This window comes from Streptomyces sp. NPDC004435, assembly GCF_042873895.1.
Taxonomy (GTDB): domain Bacteria; phylum Actinomycetota; class Actinomycetes; order Streptomycetales; family Streptomycetaceae; genus Streptomyces.
The window spans coordinates 86771-102395 of the sequence record NZ_JBIAMB010000029.1 but is presented as its reverse complement, the minus strand read 5'-3'; the positions used below and the strand labels follow the sequence as shown (position 1 = coordinate 102395).

The window sequence follows — 15625 nt, the reverse complement described above, 5'->3', positions numbered from 1 at the left end:
TCTCCTACGGTTCGAAGCGGTAGCCCATGCCGGGTTCGGTGATCAGATAGCGGGGGTGCGACGGGTCCGACTCCAGTTTCCGCCGCAACTGGGCCATGTAGACCCGCAGGTAGTTCGTCTTCGTGCCGTGGCTCGGACCCCACACCTCCTGGAGCAGCCTGCGCTGGCTGATGAGCCGGCCCGGGTTGCGGATGAGGATCTCCAGGAGGTGCCACTCGGTCGGCGTGAGCCGTACGTCCCGGTCCGCGCGGCGCACCCGCTTCGCCACCAGGTCGACGCTGAACTCGGCGGTGGTGACCCGGCCCGCGCCGGTGTCCGGTGCGGCGGTGGACGCCTCGGCCGTACGACGGGTGGCGGCCCGCAGGCGGGCCAGGAGTTCGTCCATGCTGAACGGCTTGGTCATGTAGTCGTCGGCGCCGGCGTCGAGGGCCCGGATCTTGTCCTCGGAGCCGCTGCGCGCGGAGAGGACGAGGACGGGGGAACGGCTCCATCGCCGCAGGGCCTGGATGACCTCGACCCCGTCCATGTCCGGCAGCCCCAGATCGACGATCAGCACGTCCGGGGGGTCGGCGGCGGCGAGCGTGAGGGCCGTGGCACCGTCCGGGGCCGAATCCACCACGTATCGGCGCGCCCGCAGGTTGATCACCAGAGCTCGCGCGAGCTTCGAGTCGTCCTCGACCACCAGCACCCGCGTCATCGGCGTGCTGCCTTCCTGTTGTGCGTGCGGTTCGTGCGGTGCGTTGCGCCGTGGGAGCCGGCGGACGCCGGGCTCACCCGGATCCGCCGGCTCCCACGCCGTCTCTTTAAGGCCATCAGCCCTTGGTCAATTCCTTGAGTGCGATGTTGAGTTCGAGGACGTTGACGCGGGGTTCCCCGATGAAGCCGAGGATGCGGTCGTCGGTGTGGTCGGCGACGAGCTTGTCGACCTGCGCGACGGTGAGCTTGTTCTTCTCGGCGACGCGGTGGACCTGGAGCTTCGCGTACTCCGGAGAGATGTGCGGGTCGAGGCCGGAGCCGGAGGAGGTCACCGCGTCCGCGGGGACGTCGGACGGCTCGACCGTGTACCCGGCGACCGAGTTGTCCTTGACGACGGCGGCCTTGGCGTCGGTGACCCACTTGATGAGGTCCTCGTTGTCGCCGGAACGGTTCGTCGCGCCGGAGAGGATCAGCTTGTACTGGGTGTTGACGCTGTTGGTGCCCAGGCCGTTGGACGGGCGGGGCTGGAACCAGCGCAGGTCGGGGGCGTCCCCGTCGAGGTACGTCTGGCCGATGAGTTCGGAGCCGACGACCTTGCCGTCCACCTCGATCTCGGAGCCGTTGGCCTTGCCGGGGAAGGCGACCTGGGCGATGCCGGTGACGGCGAGCGGGTAGAGGACGCCGGTGATGACGGTGAGGACGAGCAGGGCTCGCAGGCCCGCCCACAGGACACGGCCGGTGTTAGCTGCTGAGTTGTTCATCGTGGGTCAGCCGATTCCGGGGATGAGGGAGAGGAGCATGTCGATGAGCTTGATGCCGATGAACGGGGCGATCAGGCCGCCGAGTCCGTAGATGCCGAGGTTGCGCCGGAGCATGGAGTCGGCGCTGGAGGGCCGGTAGCGCACGCCCTTGAGGGCGAGCGGGACGAGGGCGACGATGATCAGGGCGTTGAAGATGACAGCCGAGAGGATCGCGGACTCCGGCGAGGCCAGACCCATGATGTTGAGCTTGTCCAGCGACGGGTAGGCGACCGCGAACATCGCGGGGATGATCGCGAAGTACTTGGCGACGTCGTTGGCGATCGAGAAGGTGGTCAGGGCGCCCCGGGTGATGAGGAGCTGTTTGCCGATCTCGACGATCTCGATGAGCTTGGTCGGGTTGGAGTCGAGGTCGACCATGTTGCCGGCCTCCTTCGCGGCCGACGTGCCGGTGTTCATCGCCACGCCGACGTCCGCCTGCGCGAGCGCGGGAGCGTCGTTCGTGCCGTCACCGGTCATCGCGACCAGCTTCCCGCCGGCCTGCTCGCGCTTGATGAGGGCCATCTTGTCCTCGGGCGTGGCCTCGGCGAGGAAGTCGTCGACCCCCGCCTCCTCGGCGATCGCCTTCGCGGTCAACGGGTTGTCACCCGTGATCATGATGGTCTTGATGCCCATCCGGCGCAGCTCGTCGAACCGCTCGCGCATGCCCTCCTTGACGACGTCCTTGAGGTGGATGACACCGAGGACGCGCGCGCCCTTGTCGTCCTTGACCGCGACCAGCAGCGGGGTGCCGCCGGCCTCGGAGATGCGGTCGGCCAGGGTGTCGGCGTCGTCCGCGACCGTGCCGCCCTGCTCGCGGACCCACGCGACGACCGAGCCGGCCGCGCCCTTGCGGGTGGACCTCCCGTCGACGTCGACACCCGACATACGGGTCTGGGCGGTGAACTCGATCCAGGTGGCGTGCGCGAGTTCGCCCTGGTGGCGCTCCCGCAGGCCGTACTTCTCCTTGGCCAGGACCACGATCGAGCGACCCTCGGGGGTCTCGTCGGCGAGCGAGGAGAGCTGGGCGGCGTCCGCCAGCTCCGCCGCCGTCGTACCGGAGACCGGGACGAACTCCGAGGCCTGCCGGTTGCCCAGCGTGATGGTGCCGGTCTTGTCGAGCAGCAGGGTCGACACGTCGCCGGCGGCCTCGACCGCGCGGCCCGACATCGCCAGCACATTGCGCTGGACCAGCCGGTCCATGCCGGCGATGCCGATCGCGGAGAGCAGGGCGCCGATCGTCGTCGGGATCAGGCAGACGAGGAGCGCCGCGAGGACGATGAGGGAGGTCTGCTCGTCGGCGCCCGCGTAGATCGCGAACGGCTTGAGCGTGACGACCGCGAGGAGGAAGACGATGGTGAGGGAGGCGAGGAGGATGTTGAGGGCGATCTCGTTCGGCGTCTTCTGCCGGGCGGCACCCTCGACCAGGTTGATCATGCGGTCGATGAACGTCTCCCCCGGCTTCGTCGTGATCTTCACGACGATCCGGTCGGAGAGGACCTTCGTGCCGCCGGTGACCGCGCAGCGGTCGCCGCCGGACTCGCGGATCACGGGGGCGGACTCGCCGGTGATCGCGGACTCGTCCACGCTGGCCACGCCCTCGACGACGTCACCGTCGCCGGGGATGATGTCGCCGGCCTCGCAGACCACCAGGTCGCCGATGCGCAGCTCGGTGCCCGGCACCCGCTCCTCGTTCTTGCCGATGATCCGGCGGGCGACCGTGTCGGTCTTGGCCTTGCGCAGGGTGTCGGCCTGCGCCTTGCCCCGGCCCTCCGCGACCGCCTCGGCGAGGTTGGCGAAGATCGTGGTCAGCCACAGCCAGACGGTGATCGCCCAGCCGAACCAGTCCCCCGGGTCCTTCACCGCGAGGACGGTGGTGACGACCGAACCGACCAGCACCACGAACATGACCGGCGACTTGATCATCACGCGCGGGTCGAGCTTCCTGATCGCGTCCGGGAAGGACTTGACCAGCTGCTTCGGGTCGAAGAGTCCCCCGCCGACCCGGCCCGGGGCCTGATGGCCCCCGGACAGGTCACCGTGGGGCGCCTTGGCCGCCGTGGTGGTGGACATCGTGTCCTCGTGCTTCTCTACGTCGATGGTCATGCCGCGAGCCCTTCGGCGAGCGGTCCCAGGGCGAGGGCCGGGAAGTAGGTGAGACCGGTGATGATCATGATCGTGCCGACCAGGAGCCCGGTGAAGAGCGGCTTCTCGGTACGGAGGGTGCCCGCGGTCTCCGGCACCGGCCGCTGCTCGGCGAGGGAGCCGGCCAGCGCCAGGACGAACACCATGGGGAGGAACCGGCCGAGCAGCATCGCGATGCCGATGGTCGAGTTGAACCACTGGGTGTCGGCGTTCAGGCCGGCGAAGGCCGAGCCGTTGTTGTTCGCACCCGAGGTGTAGGCGTAGAGGATCTCGGAGAACCCGTGCGCGCCGGAGTTCGTCATCGAGTTCGCCGGAGTGTCGAGGACGAACGAGGCCGCCGTGAAGCAGAGGACGAGGGCGGGAGTGACGAGGATGTAGCAGGCCGCGAACTTGATCTCGCGGGTGCCGATCTTCTTGCCCAGGTACTCCGGCGTACGGCCGACCATCAGACCGGCGATGAACACGGCGATGACCGCCATGATCAGCATGCCGTAGAGGCCGGAGCCGACACCGCCGGGCGCGATCTCGCCGAGCTGCATGCCCAGCAGGTTGATGCCGCCGCCGAAGCCGGTGTTCGACGAGTGGAAGGAGTTGACGGCGCCGGTCGAGGTCAGCGTGGTGGCGACCGAGAAGATCGCCGACGCGCTGATGCCGAACCGGGTCTCCTTGCCCTCCATCGCTCCGCCGGCCAGCTCGAAGGCCGGACCCTTGCCGGCGAACTCCGTCCACATCATCAGCGCCGTGAAGCCGACCCAGATGACGGCCATCGTGCCGAGGATCGCGTATCCCTGCTTCAGGGAGCCGACCATGCGGCCGAAGGTCCGCGTCAGAGCGAACGGGATCACCAGGATCAGATAGACCTCGAAGAGGTTCGACAGCCCGTTGGGGTTCTCGAAGGGGTGGGCCGAGTTGGCGTTGAAGTAACCGCCGCCGTTCGTGCCCAGCTCCTTGATGACCTCCTGCGAGGCCACGGCGCCGCCGTTCCACTGCTGCGAACCGCCGGTGAACTGACCCACCTCGTGGATCCCGGAGAAGTTCTGGATCGCACCGCAGGCGACGAGGACGAGCGCGCCGACCACGGCGATGGGCAGCAGGATCCGGACGACACCCCGGACCAGGTCGGCCCAGAAGTTGCCCAGCTCGCCCGAGCGCGACCGGGCGAACCCGCGCACCAGGGCCACGGCCACGGCCATGCCCACCGCGGCGGACACGAAGTTCTGCACGGCGAGGCCGCCGGTCTGCACGACGTGACCCATGGCCTGCTCGCCGTAGTACGACTGCCAGTTCGTGTTCGCCACGAACGAGGCGGCCGTGTTGAACGCCTGGTCCGGGTCGATCGACACGAACCCGAGCGAACCGGGGAGCGACCCCTGCACCCGCTGGAGCAGGTACAGGAAGAGGACGCTCACCGCGGAGAAGGCGAGCACCCCGCGCAGGTACGCCGGCCAGCGCATCTGCGTGTCCGGGTTCGCCCCGACCGCCTTGTAGACCCACTTCTCCGGCTTGTAGTGCTTCTCCGAGGAGTACACCCTCGCCATGTGGTCACCCAGCGGCCGGTACGACAGGCCCAGAGCGACGATCAACGCCAGAAGCTGGAGCACTCCAGCAAGAACAGGACTCATCTCGGAACTCAGAACCTCTCCGGCTTGACGAGGGCAAGAACGAGATAACCCAGCAGGGCGGCCGCCACGAGCAGACCGACGATGTTCTCGGCACTCACAGCTTCGCCACCCCCTTGGCGATGAACGCCACCAGCGCGAAGACCGCGATCGTGGTGACGACGAAGGCCAGATCGGCCATCGTGACTCCCGGATTCAGGAAGAAGGAAGAACGGATTCTCGGACGAGATGAGCAAACCTGCTTTCAGCCAGGTTGCGGCTCTCGTTAACGGCCCTCTTACGCCCCGCGGCGCGCTCTTGACGCGTCCTCTACGGCTTCCTCGCCCACGGCCGGGAACCGGGTCGTCCACGCGCACCGGGCGCCCGGCCCGGGACGCGCGGGATCGCCGCGCGGCAGGGGGCGCGTCGGGTCCGCCGGCGCGCGGCGGGGCGCGCTGGTGCCCGCCTTCCGCTCACCCGGCGCAGGGCAGCGAGACGACCATGGTCAGGCCGCCGCCCGGGGTGTCCTCCGGGGTCAGGGTGCCGGACATCGCCTCGGTGAGACCGCGGGCGAGGGCCAGGCCGAGGCCGACGCCGGTGGTGTTGTCGGTGTCGCCGAGGCGCTGGAACGGCTCGAAGACGCGATCCCGGTCGCCGGCCGGGAGACCGGGGCCCCGGTCGACGACCCTCAGTTCCACCCGGCCGGCCAGGGCGCTCACCGTGAGCAGGACCGGGTGGGCGGGCGGGGAGTGCCGGCTCGCGTTGCCCACGAGGTTGGCGATGACGCGTTCCAGGAGCGGGGGGTCGGCGAAGACCGGTGGGGCCTGGTCGAAGCCGTGCAGGACGGGCCGGGGCGCGTCGGAGGGAAGGCTGTCGAGGGCCGCGGGCACGACCTCGTCCAGTTCGGTGGCGCGGAGGGACAGCTTGAGGGCTCCGGCCTGGAGGCGGCTCATGTCGAGGAGGTTGTCGATGAGGCGGGCCAGCCTGGCCATGGACTCGTCGGCGGTGGCGAGCAGCTCCTCCCGCTCGTCCGGGGTGAACTCGACGTCGGTGCTGCGCAGGGAGGCGACGGCCGCCCATCCGGCGGCGAGCGGGGTGCGCAGATCGTGGCTGACGGCGGCGAGCAGGGCCGTCCGCATCCGGTCGGCGGCCCGGACCGGCTCCACCTCGGCGGCGGCTTCGGCGAGCCGAGCGTGTTCGGCGGCCGCGGTGACGTGGGCGGCGAAGGCGGCCAGCACGCGGCGGTCCGAGGACGGCAGGGTCCGGCCGCGCAGCACCAGGAAGTGCCCGTCGCCGACCGCGACCCGGCTGACCGAGGGGTCGCCGGTCTGGGCGGCGGTGACGTCGGAGGACGGGACGAGCTCGGCGGACTCGGCGCCGAAGATCTCCCGCGTACGGGTGAGCAGGGCCGGCACCGTGTGGTCGCCGCGCACCACCGAGCCCGCGAGCGAGGAGAGGGTCTCGGCCTCTGCGGTGGCCCGGGCCGCGCGCCGGGACAGGCGCAGGGAGCGGTCGACGGCTCCGGCGATGACGGCGGCGACGAGGACGAAGACGGCGAGGGCGAGCATGTTGTCCGCGTCGCCGAGGCTGAAGGCGCCGACGGGTGGGATGAACCAGTAGTCGAGCAGCAGGGACGCGGCGACGGCGGCCACGAGCGCCGAGACGACGCCGCCGATGCAGGCGACGCCGACGACGGCGACGAGGAAGAGGAGCGCCTCGCTGGTCAGGTTGAACACGCCCCTCGTGTGGTGGAGGAGCAGCGTGAGGAGCAGGGGCAGGACGAGCCCCGCCAGTGGTCCCGCGATGCGGCGGGAGAGCGGCAGGGTGGAGCGGGGGGAGGGGAGCGGGCGGCCGTGGCCGGCCCGTTCGTGCGTGACCGTGTGGACGTCGATGTCCTCGGAGAGCGCGACGGTCGTCTCGCCGATGCCCCGGCCGGTGAGGAAGCGTTCGAGCCGGCCGCGCCGGCTGGTGCCGAGGACCAGCTGGGTGGCGTTCTCGGCCCGGGCGAACTCCACCAGGGCGGTGGGGACGTCGTCCCCCACGACGGTGTGGAAGCTGCCGCCGAGGCTCTCGACGAGCTGCCGCTGGCGGGCGAGGGCGGCGGAGGACGTGCCGGCCGCGAGGCCGTCGCTGCGGACGACGTGCACGGCGAGCAGCCGGCCCTGGGCGGTCCTGGCGGCGATGCGGCTCGCGCGCCGGACGAGGGTGTCGCCCTCGGGCCCGCCGGTGAGGGCCACGACGATCCGTTCGCGTATCTCCCAGACGCCTCCGATGCCGCGCTCGGACCGGTACCGGTGCAGGGCCTCGTCGACCCGGTCGGCCACCCAGAGGAGGGCCAGCTCCCGGAGCGCGATGAGGTTGCCCGTACGGAAGTAGCTGGCGAGGGTGGCGTCGACCTCCTCGGGCGGGTGGATATTGCCGTGGGCCATGCGGCGGCGCAGTTCCTGCGGGTCCATGTCCACGAGCTCGATCTGGTCGGCGCGGCGGACGACGGCGTCGGGGACGGTCTCCGCCCGTGGCACCCCGGTGATCTTCTCGACGACGTCGCTGAGCGACTCCAGGTGCTGGACGTTGACGGTGGTGACGACGTCGATGCCGGCGGCGAGCAGTTCCTCGACGTCCTGCCAGCGGTGGGCGTTGCGGTGGCCCGGCGCGTTGGCGCGGGCGAGGTCGTCGACGAGGAGCACGGCGGGTCCGCGCCGCAGGGCCCGGTCGAGGTCGAAGGCGGTGCGGACGCGGCCGTCGTGGACGGCGCGGGCGGGCTCCAGCGTCTCCAGGCCGGCGAGCATCGCCTCGGTGTGCGGGCGGCGGCGGGTGTCGGCCACGCCGACGACGACGTCGGCGCCGCGGGCGGCCCTGCGCCGGCCCTCGTCCAGCATCCGGTAGGTCTTGCCGACCCCGGTGGCGGCGCCGACGAAGACCTTGAGCCTGCCCGGACGGAGCTCCGGGTCGACGGGCCCCGACGGCGCGGGCAGGTTCAGAACTTCTCCGGCCGGATCAGCGCGGCCACGAGATAGCCGACGATGCCGGCGGCGACGAAGAGTCCGACCACGTTCTCCACGCTCATGTGCGTTCCACTCCCTGGTGAGTTCCTGCGGGCTGCCCCGCGGGGGTCGGCTCGCGCGTCCGCCCCCGGGTGCCCTCGCGGGTTGTCCTGTGGGGAGGGAACCCGCTGGGCGGCGCGCGCAGGAGCACTTTGACGGGTCTCTTGCGGGGTGCCCCCGGATGCTGACGGCGTCTTGGCGCTTCCCTGGCGCGCAACCGCCCACTCGGCCGAACCCCGCGGGCGGCTCGCGGCCCGCGGAGGGGACGACGCGGTCCGGGGCCGAGGGCGGAAGGGGCACTCGGATCCGGACCGGGACGCACGGGGAAGGGGCCACGCGGATCGGGCCCGCACGCACGGAAGGGGTGGCCACGCGCATCCGGGCCCGGACGTGCGGAAGGGGCCGCCCGGGCCGCGACACCCCCTGGTGGTCGCGGACCGGGTCGGCCCCGGCGGTCGGCCGACCGCCGGGGTGCGGGGGTGACGGTCCGGGCCGTCTTTCCGGACCTCGCGCGGCCACCGGAAGCGGTGGCCGCGCGTTCCTCCCACCCTCGCACCTCGGACGGTTGTCCGATTCCCGCGTGGTGACGAGTCTGCGGTCCTCCGTGACCTCGGCCCGACGGCGTTGACGTGGCCCTGACGTCGAGTGGTGCCGATTTGACGGGCCTTTGACGGCACCCTCCCGACCCCCGTCAGGGTGCCGTCAATTCGGGCTCTCCGGTGCCCCTTCGGCCGCGCCGGGGGCCTACGTTTCTTCTCGGTCGCTCACCGGGCCGCGGACGTCAGTGGCCTGACCGTCCCGGACCGCGGGGCGCGGCAGCCACTCCCATCCGGCCGCCGCGCCCCGCACCGCGAGCGTCGCTGTCCGTCCGCAGCCGTTCCGCGGGCGCCGCGGGGATCCCCCGCGCGTCCGCGGGCCGCGGACGAGGACGGTCCTGCCGTGCACCCCCGGCCCGCGCCGATCGGGCGCGGACGGGCCCATCCAGAAGGTCTTCCGCGATGCATTCCCGCGCGCCTCAGCAGGCGCCCTCCGGTCCGCCGACGCCGACCGCCCCGCTCGCCCCGCACGCGCCCGGTCCGCCGGCCCACCCCCCGCACGCGTCGCACGCCGCACAGCGGCGGCGGTCCGGGAGGAGCGGGCTGCTCGACCCCGTACAGCTCCTGAAGTGCTTCCCGGAGGCCGTGCGCAAGCTGCACCCGCGGGCCCTCGTGCGCAATCCGGTGCTGTTCGTCGTCGGGGTCGGCTCGGTGCTCACGACGCTGTCGGCGGTCTGCAACCCGTCCGTGTTCACCTGGGTCATCAGCGTCTGGCTCTGGCTGACGGTGATCTTCGCCAACCTCGCGGAGGCCGTGGCGGAGGGCCGCGGCAAGGCGCAGGCCGAGTCGCTCCGCAGGGCGCGCACGGAGACGGTGGCGCTGCGGCTGAGGCATTGGCGGTACGGCACCGACCTCGACCGGGCGGAGACGGAGGCGGTCGCCGCGACCGACCTCGCGCTCTTCGACTTCGTCCTCGTCGAGGCCGGCGAGCTGATCCCGGCCGACGGCGACGTCGTCGACGGGGTCGCCGCGGTCGACGAGTCGGCCGTCACGGGCGAGTCCGCGCCGGTCGTCCGCGAGTCGGGCGGCGACCGGTCGGGAGTGACGGGCGGCACGACGGTGCTGTCGGACCGGATCGTCGTACGGGTCACCTCCCGCCCCGGTCACTCCTTCATGGACCGGATGATCGCCCTGGTCGAGGGGGCCTCGCGGCAGAAGACGCCGAACGAGATCGCGCTGAACATCCTCCTCGCCGCGCTCACCGTCGTCTTCGTCCTGGTGGTCGTCGCGATCCAGCCCATGGCCGCGTACGCCGGCGCCGCCCCGTCCACCACCGTCCTCGTCGCCCTCCTCGTGACCCTGATCCCGACGACGATCGGCGCGCTGCTCTCCGCGATCGGCATCGCCGGCATGGACCGGCTCGTCCAGCGCAACGTCCTCGCCATGTCGGGGCGCGCGGTCGAGGCGGCCGGCGACATCACCACCCTCCTCCTCGACAAGACCGGCACCATCACCCTCGGCAACCGCGAGGCCGCCGGCTTCGTGCCGCTGCCCGGAATCGAGGAGACGCAGCTCGCCAACGCCGCCCAGCTGGCGTCGCTCGCCGACGAGACCCCCGAGGGCCGGTCCGTGGTGGTGCTCGCGAAGGAACGGTTCGGCCTGCGGGCCCCGGCCGAGGGCGAGTTGCCGAACGCCCGGTTCGTCGAGTTCAGCGCGCAGACCCGGATGAGCGGCATCGACCTGCGCTGGGGCAACGGCTCAGCGCAGCACATCCGCAAGGGCGCCACGGCGCAGGTGATCGCCTGGGTGGAGATGTACGGCGGGAGGGTGCCGGACGAGGCCCGCGCGTGGAGCGACCGGATCGCGGCGGCCGGAGGCACCCCGCTCCTGGTGGCCGTCCACGACTGGGACGGTCCGCGCGTCCTCGGCATCGTGCACCTCAAGGACGTGGTGAAGGACGGCATCCGGGAGCGGTTCGCCGAGCTGCGCCGGATGGGCATCCGTACCGTCATGGTCACCGGCGACAACCCGCTGACCGCGAAGGCGATCGCCCGGGAGGCCGGAGTCGACGACTACCTCGCCGAGGCGACCCCGGAGGACAAGCTCGCCCTCATCCGGCAGGAGCAGGAGGGCGGGAAGCTGGTCGCGATGACCGGTGACGGCACGAACGACGCTCCCGCGCTCGCGCAGGCGGACGTCGGCGTGGCGATGAGCACCGGCACGTCGGCCGCGAAGGAGGCCGGCAACATGGTCGACCTCGACTCCAACCCGACCAAGCTCATCGAGATCGTCGAGATCGGCAAGCAGCTCCTCATCACCCGGGGCGCCCTGACCACCTTCTCGATCACGAACGACGTCGCCAAGTACTTCGCGATCATCCCCGCGATGTTCACGGGCGCGTACCCGGGCCTCGAAGCGCTGAACATCATGGGGCTGCACAGCCCGACGTCGGCCATCACCTCGGCGATCATCTTCAACGCCCTGATCATCGTGGCGCTGATCCCGCTGGCGCTGCGCGGTGTCCGCCACCGGCCCGCGTCCGCGCACGACCTGCTGCGCCGCAACCTGCTCGTGTACGGCCTCGGCGGGCTCGTCCTGCCCTTCGTCGGCATCAAGGTCATCGACCTGATCGTCTCCACCCTTCCCGGCCTCGGATGAGGACCCCGCCCCGGGTGAATGCTCGTCAGGGGGGCGTCAGGGAAACGGCTTCCGTCTTGTCCGGGGCCTCCCGTACGGGTTGCATGGAGCACATGAACAGCGCGTGGCTCCTGCTCGACCGGCCGCCCCATCGGGCGCCCCGTCGTGAGCCCCGCTGTCCGGAGACGTCCGCCCTCGGCTGACGTACCTCCGCATCGTCCCGGGGCGTCGTGACACTTCCTGTCCGGCGCCCCTTCTCCGTACCCGTACACCTTTCATCCCTGAGGGACTGACCCTTTCATGTCCGTATCCGACCTTTCCTCCCGTACCGTCCTGGTGACCGGTGCCACCTCCGGCATCGGCCACCAGACCGCCCGGCAGCTCGCCGAGCGCGGCGCCACCGTCCTCGTCCACGGCCGCACCGCCGAGGAGGCACTCGCCGCCACCGACCGGCTCGTGACCCTCGCCGGGATCGACGCCGGCCGACTCCGCTCCTTCGGCGCCGACTTCACCCGGCTGGAGGAGGTGGAACGCCTCGCCCACGCGGTCCTGGCCGAGCACCCGCGCATCGACGTCCTCGTCAACAACGCGGGCATGGCCGCGCCCGAGCGGCACACGGTCACGGCCGACGGCAACGAGATCGCCTTCCAGGTCAACTTCCTCGCCCACTACCTGCTGACGCACCTCCTGGAGCCCGCGCTCACCGGCGGCACGGGCGGACGCGTCGTCAACGTGTCCTCCTCGCTGCACCGCACCGGCTCCATCCAGTGGAACGACCCCAACCGGATCCGCCGCTACTCGCGCCTCGCCGCCTACGCCCAGTCGCAGCTCGCGCTCACCGTCTTCGCCGCCGACCCGCGGGTCACCGCCGTCTCCGTCCACCCGGGGGCCTGCGTCACCAGCCTCCTCCCCCTCTACGCCCACGAGGGCGTCGAGCCGGCCGAGGGCGCCTCGCACGTCGTACGGCTCTGCGACCCGGCGACCGAGATCGTCAACGGCGCCTACTACGACCGCGAGCACCGCGTCGCCCCGGCTCCGGTCGCGATGGAGGAGCGGACCGTGAAGCGCCTCACCAAGCTCGCCGACCTGCTCGTCGGCCAGAACGCCTGAAGGGGACACCGGACATGTCGAAGCGCGCCCGCAAGAAGAAGGCCCGCCGCAAGAAGAAGGCGAACCACGGCCGCAGGGCCGGACAGCGCTGAACCGAGGGGGCGGCCCGCACCGGGCCGCCCCCTTTCCCCTTCTCCCCCGCACCAGGAGGTCCCGTGATCCCGCACCCGCCCCACCAGCCGCCCGCCTCCGCCCGCGCGTTCCCCTCCGGCGCCCCCGGCACCGCCGCGCTGGCCGAGCACGTCCTCGCCACCGGCCACGGACACTGGTGGACCGACCGGTCCGACCGGCCCCGTGTGGTGGCGGTCTCCTGCGGCGATCACGCCCTCCTCGCCGGCGACCCGACCGCCGTCACCCCGGCGGAGCTGGCCCCGCTCGCCCGGCACTACGTCGACACCCCCGACCGCTTCCTGCCCGCCCTCGGCACCGCCTTCGAGCAGCTCGTGCCGTGGGAGCGGATGCTGTACGTGCACCGGGCCGAGGCCGTCGCACCCCGCGTCCCCCGGGGCGTGACCGTCCGCAGGCTCGTCCCCGGCGACCCCCCGCGCTCGCGGCGACCGACCCCTCCATGGCGTGGATCCACTCCACCTGGGGCGGCCCCGCAGCCCTCGCCGCCTCCGGCGCCGCCTGGGCCGCCTTCCGCCGCGACCGGGTGCTCGCCGTCGCCTGCACCCGCTTCCTCGGCAGCCGTTACGAGGACGTCGCCTGCGCCACCGCGCCCGACGAACGCCGCCGGCATCTCGCCCTGGCCTGCGTCACCGGCCTGACCGCCGACATCCTTGCCCGCGGCCACCGGGCGAGCTGGAGCTGCTCCCGCGACAACCGCCCGAGCCGTCTCCTCGCCTGGACCGCCGGCTTCCGGCTGGCCCACGAGTACGTCCACTACGCCACCGGAGCCGCCCTCCCCACGGCCGGCCTGGCCCGAGCGGCCTGAGCCGCCTGAGCCGCCGGGGCGCCCTGGGGCGGCCCGGCGGCTCAGGGGCGGCGGCGGGTCAGCAGCGGAAACGCAGCCGGCAGACGACCGCGTCGGTGTCGCGGCGGACGGCGTGGGCGACGACCGCACCCCGCTGGTTCTGCAGCAGCCGCTGCCACAGCCGCTCCGGCTCGGTCTCCGGGATGAGGACGGTGACCCGGGTGTCCGGCTCGCTCGTCCCCAGCTCGCGGACGTACGCGGTGATGGGCCGGCCGAGGGAGCGGCGCTCGGAGGGGAGCCGTACGAGCGGGACGCCCGGGTTCCACAGCGCCCAGTCGCGCTCCAGGGCCTCGGTGGCCGCCAGGTCCTCGGCGTCGGGGTGGCAGACGGTGACCGCGCGGACCTCGTCGCCGAGGGACACGGCGGCGGTCAGGGCCTCGCTGGTGAGCCGGGTCAGCGAGGAGACGGGCACCAGGACGAGGGAGCGCTCGCGGTGCGGCGGCTCCGGGATCCTGCCGACGCCCAGGCGCTCGCCGATGCGGGCGTATGCACGATGGACGGCCTCGAAGGCGAGGACGAGGGCGGGGAGGGCGATCACGATCAGCCAGGCGCCGTCATGGAATTTGGTGGCCGTGACGACGATCGCGGAGACGCCGGTGAGGACGGCGCCCAGCCCGTTGAGGACGGCCTTCGGGAGCCACCTGGGTCCGCGTTCGCGCCGCCAGTGCAGGACCATGCCGGTCTGCGCGAGGGTGAAGCCGACGAAGACCCCGATGGCGAAGAGCGGGACGAGGGTGTTGGTGTCGCCGCCGGAGAAGAGCAGCAGGGCGGCGGAGACCACGGCGAGCCAGACGACGCCGTGGCGGTGCACCTGCCGGTCGGCCTTGAGCCCGAAGACGTGCGGCAGGTAGTTGTCCCGGGCCAGCAGCTTGAGCAGGACGGGCAGGCCGCCGAAGGAGGTGTTGGCGGAGAGCGCGAGCAGCACCATGGTGGCGAACTGGACGACGTAGAAGGCCCAGTTGTGACCCAGGGAGGCGTCCGCGAGCTGGGCGAGGACGGTGACGCCCTCGACGGGCTGGAGCCCGAAGCGGGAGATCAGCACCGACAGGCCGATCAGCATCACGCCGAGCAGACCGCCGAGGGCGACCTCGGCGCGCATCGCCCGCCGGGCGGCCGGCCTGCGGAACGACGGCACCGCGTTGGCGATGGCCTCGACGCCGGTGAGGGCGGAGCAGCCGGAGGCGAACGCCTTCAGCAGGAGCAGGGCGCCGACCGTGGTCGCGTCGTCGGCGAGGACGGAGGCGTGGCCGGCGGACGCGGCGGTGGAGACGGGGGCGTCGCGGAAGAGGCCGACGACGATGAGCGTGAGGATCGCCGCGATGAAGACGGCGGTCGGTGCGATGAACGCGCGGGCCGAGTCGACGATGCCCCGCAGGTTGACCGCGGTGACGAGGACGAGGACCGCCAGGCAGACGACCAGCCGGTCGCCGTACAGCTCGGGGAAGGCCGAGGTGAGCGCGGCGACGCCGGCGGTCACGGCGACGGCGACGTTCAGGACGTAGTCGAGGACGAGGGAGGCGGCGGCCACCAGGCTGGTGCGCCGTCCCAGGTGCGCCTTGGCGACGGCGTACGAGCCTCCGCCGTCCGGGAAGGCGGCGATGACCTGGCGGTACGAGGCGACCAGCACGGCCAGCAGGCCCGCGATGGCCAGCGTGACCGGGAGGGTGAAGCCGAGCCCGTATCCGCCGGCCGCCGCCAGGACCAGGACGATCGCCTCGGGGCCGTACGCCACCGACGCCATGGCGTCGAGCGACAGCGCGGCCAGTCCGGTGACGGCCGTCAGCTTGTGCCGCGCCCCGGGATCCGGAGGCTCCTCGACGGCGGGCGCGACACCGTTCTCGGTGGTCAGAGCGGACATGCGGGTTTCTCCTTCGTACTCAGGTCCGCTCAGGGTGTGCCCCTTCCGGCCGACTCCCCGCCGCTCCTGTCGGGTTCTTGGCGTCCGGCGCCCGTCTCTTCACACCTCCTTGACGCCGAGGGGCGAGAACCGGCCGCGGGCGTGCGCTTCGAGGGCTCCTTTGCCCTTCCTTGACCGGGTCGGCCCATGAATGCCCGCCGACCGGCTCATCGGCGGGCCGCACCGCCCGGG

At 72.1% G+C, this 15625-nt stretch carries 12 protein-coding genes; 4 read left to right on the top strand and 8 right to left on the bottom strand.

Features of this window, described 5'->3' with window-relative positions; all coding sequences use genetic code 11:
• Positions 1-4 precede the first annotated feature (4 nt).
• The 7 genes from ACFYT9_RS36220 to kdpF (ACFYT9_RS36190) all read right to left on the bottom strand — a co-directional run bounded on the left by ACFYT9_RS36220 (position 5) and on the right by kdpF (ACFYT9_RS36190) (position 8303).
• The gene (locus tag ACFYT9_RS36220; protein WP_387278923.1) at positions 5-697 is read right to left on the bottom strand and encodes a response regulator; all 693 of its coding nucleotides are present in this window, start codon (positions 695-697) and stop codon (positions 5-7) included.
• Between the two features lie 115 nt (positions 698-812).
• Positions 813-1457, bottom strand: coding sequence for a potassium-transporting ATPase subunit C (locus ACFYT9_RS36215; RefSeq protein ID WP_387278925.1), 645 nt, complete (start codon positions 1455-1457; stop codon positions 813-815).
• 6 nt (positions 1458-1463) lie between these two features.
• Positions 1464-3599, bottom strand: a complete 2136-nt coding sequence (gene kdpB / locus ACFYT9_RS36210; protein ID WP_389170685.1) for a potassium-transporting ATPase subunit KdpB — start codon at positions 3597-3599, stop codon at positions 1464-1466.
• Complete coding sequence (gene kdpA / locus ACFYT9_RS36205) at positions 3596-5260, bottom strand: potassium-transporting ATPase subunit KdpA (protein WP_387278929.1); 1665 nt, start codon at positions 5258-5260, stop codon at positions 3596-3598. Before kdpA ends, kdpB (ACFYT9_RS36210) begins: the two co-directional genes overlap by 4 nt.
• Before the next feature lie 8 nt (positions 5261-5268).
• A complete protein-coding gene (gene kdpF / locus ACFYT9_RS36200) occupies positions 5269-5358 on the bottom strand; it encodes a K(+)-transporting ATPase subunit F (protein ID WP_033204243.1) in 90 nt (29 codons plus the stop codon).
• 351 nt (positions 5359-5709) lie between these two features.
• Positions 5710-8115: an ATP-binding protein gene (locus ACFYT9_RS36195; protein ID WP_389170682.1), complete on the bottom strand. Its 2406-nt coding sequence runs from the start codon at positions 8113-8115 to the stop codon at positions 5710-5712.
• A 98-nt stretch (positions 8116-8213) separates the two neighbouring features.
• The gene (kdpF, locus tag ACFYT9_RS36190; protein ID WP_329853619.1) at positions 8214-8303 is read right to left on the bottom strand and encodes a K(+)-transporting ATPase subunit F; all 90 of its coding nucleotides are present in this window, start codon (positions 8301-8303) and stop codon (positions 8214-8216) included.
• 975 nt (positions 8304-9278) lie between these two features.
• On the opposite strand from kdpF (ACFYT9_RS36190), the gene kdpB (ACFYT9_RS36185) reads away from it, so the two are divergent.
• The 4 genes from kdpB (ACFYT9_RS36185) (at position 9279) to ACFYT9_RS36170 (ending at position 13497) form a co-directional block, all read left to right on the top strand.
• The gene (gene kdpB / locus ACFYT9_RS36185; protein ID WP_389170679.1) at positions 9279-11474 is read left to right on the top strand and encodes a potassium-transporting ATPase subunit KdpB; all 2196 of its coding nucleotides are present in this window, start codon (positions 9279-9281) and stop codon (positions 11472-11474) included.
• A gap of 279 nt (positions 11475-11753) precedes the next feature.
• The gene (locus tag ACFYT9_RS36180; protein ID WP_389170676.1) at positions 11754-12563 is read left to right on the top strand and encodes an SDR family NAD(P)-dependent oxidoreductase; all 810 of its coding nucleotides are present in this window, start codon (positions 11754-11756) and stop codon (positions 12561-12563) included.
• Positions 12564-12577: 14 nt separating this feature from the next.
• The gene (locus ACFYT9_RS36175) at positions 12578-12655 is read left to right on the top strand and encodes a 50S ribosomal protein bL37 (RefSeq protein WP_371413915.1); all 78 of its coding nucleotides are present in this window, start codon (positions 12578-12580) and stop codon (positions 12653-12655) included.
• Between the two features lie 476 nt (positions 12656-13131).
• Positions 13132-13497 (top strand): GNAT family N-acetyltransferase, encoded by a 366-nt coding sequence (locus tag ACFYT9_RS36170; RefSeq protein WP_389170674.1) that lies wholly within the window; start codon positions 13132-13134, stop codon positions 13495-13497.
• Positions 13498-13555: 58 nt separating this feature from the next.
• On the opposite strand, the gene ACFYT9_RS36165 is transcribed toward ACFYT9_RS36170, so the two are convergent.
• Entirely contained in the window at positions 13556-15394 is a 1839-nt protein-coding gene (locus tag ACFYT9_RS36165) for an APC family permease (RefSeq protein ID WP_389170671.1), read from the bottom strand.
• Positions 15395-15625 lie beyond the last annotated feature (231 nt).

Bases quoted from the DNA above. Each gene is read 5' to 3' on its own strand.
- ACFYT9_RS36220 (WP_387278923.1), bottom strand. From the start codon at position 697: ATGACGCGGGTGCTGGTGGTCGAGGACGACTCGAAGCTCGCGCGAGCT.
- ACFYT9_RS36215 (WP_387278925.1), bottom strand. From the start codon at position 1,457: ATGAACAACTCAGCAGCTAACACCGGCCGTGTCCTGTGGGCGGGCCTG.
- kdpB (WP_389170685.1), bottom strand. From the start codon at position 3,599: ATGACCATCGACGTAGAGAAGCACGAGGACACGATGTCCACCACCACG.
- kdpA (WP_387278929.1), bottom strand. From the start codon at position 5,260: ATGAGTCCTGTTCTTGCTGGAGTGCTCCAGCTTCTGGCGTTGATCGTC.
- ACFYT9_RS36195 (WP_389170682.1), bottom strand. From the start codon at position 8,115: ATGCTGGACGAGGGCCGGCGCAGGGCCGCCCGCGGCGCCGACGTCGTC.
- kdpF (WP_329853619.1), bottom strand. From the start codon at position 8,303: ATGAGCGTGGAGAACGTGGTCGGACTCTTCGTCGCCGCCGGCATCGTC.
- kdpB (WP_389170679.1), top strand. From the start codon at position 9,279: ATGCATTCCCGCGCGCCTCAGCAGGCGCCCTCCGGTCCGCCGACGCCG.
- ACFYT9_RS36180 (WP_389170676.1), top strand. From the start codon at position 11,754: ATGTCCGTATCCGACCTTTCCTCCCGTACCGTCCTGGTGACCGGTGCC.
- ACFYT9_RS36175 (WP_371413915.1), top strand. From the start codon at position 12,578: ATGTCGAAGCGCGCCCGCAAGAAGAAGGCCCGCCGCAAGAAGAAGGCG.
- ACFYT9_RS36170 (WP_389170674.1), top strand. From the start codon at position 13,132: ATGGCGTGGATCCACTCCACCTGGGGCGGCCCCGCAGCCCTCGCCGCC.
- ACFYT9_RS36165 (WP_389170671.1), bottom strand. From the start codon at position 15,394: ATGTCCGCTCTGACCACCGAGAACGGTGTCGCGCCCGCCGTCGAGGAG.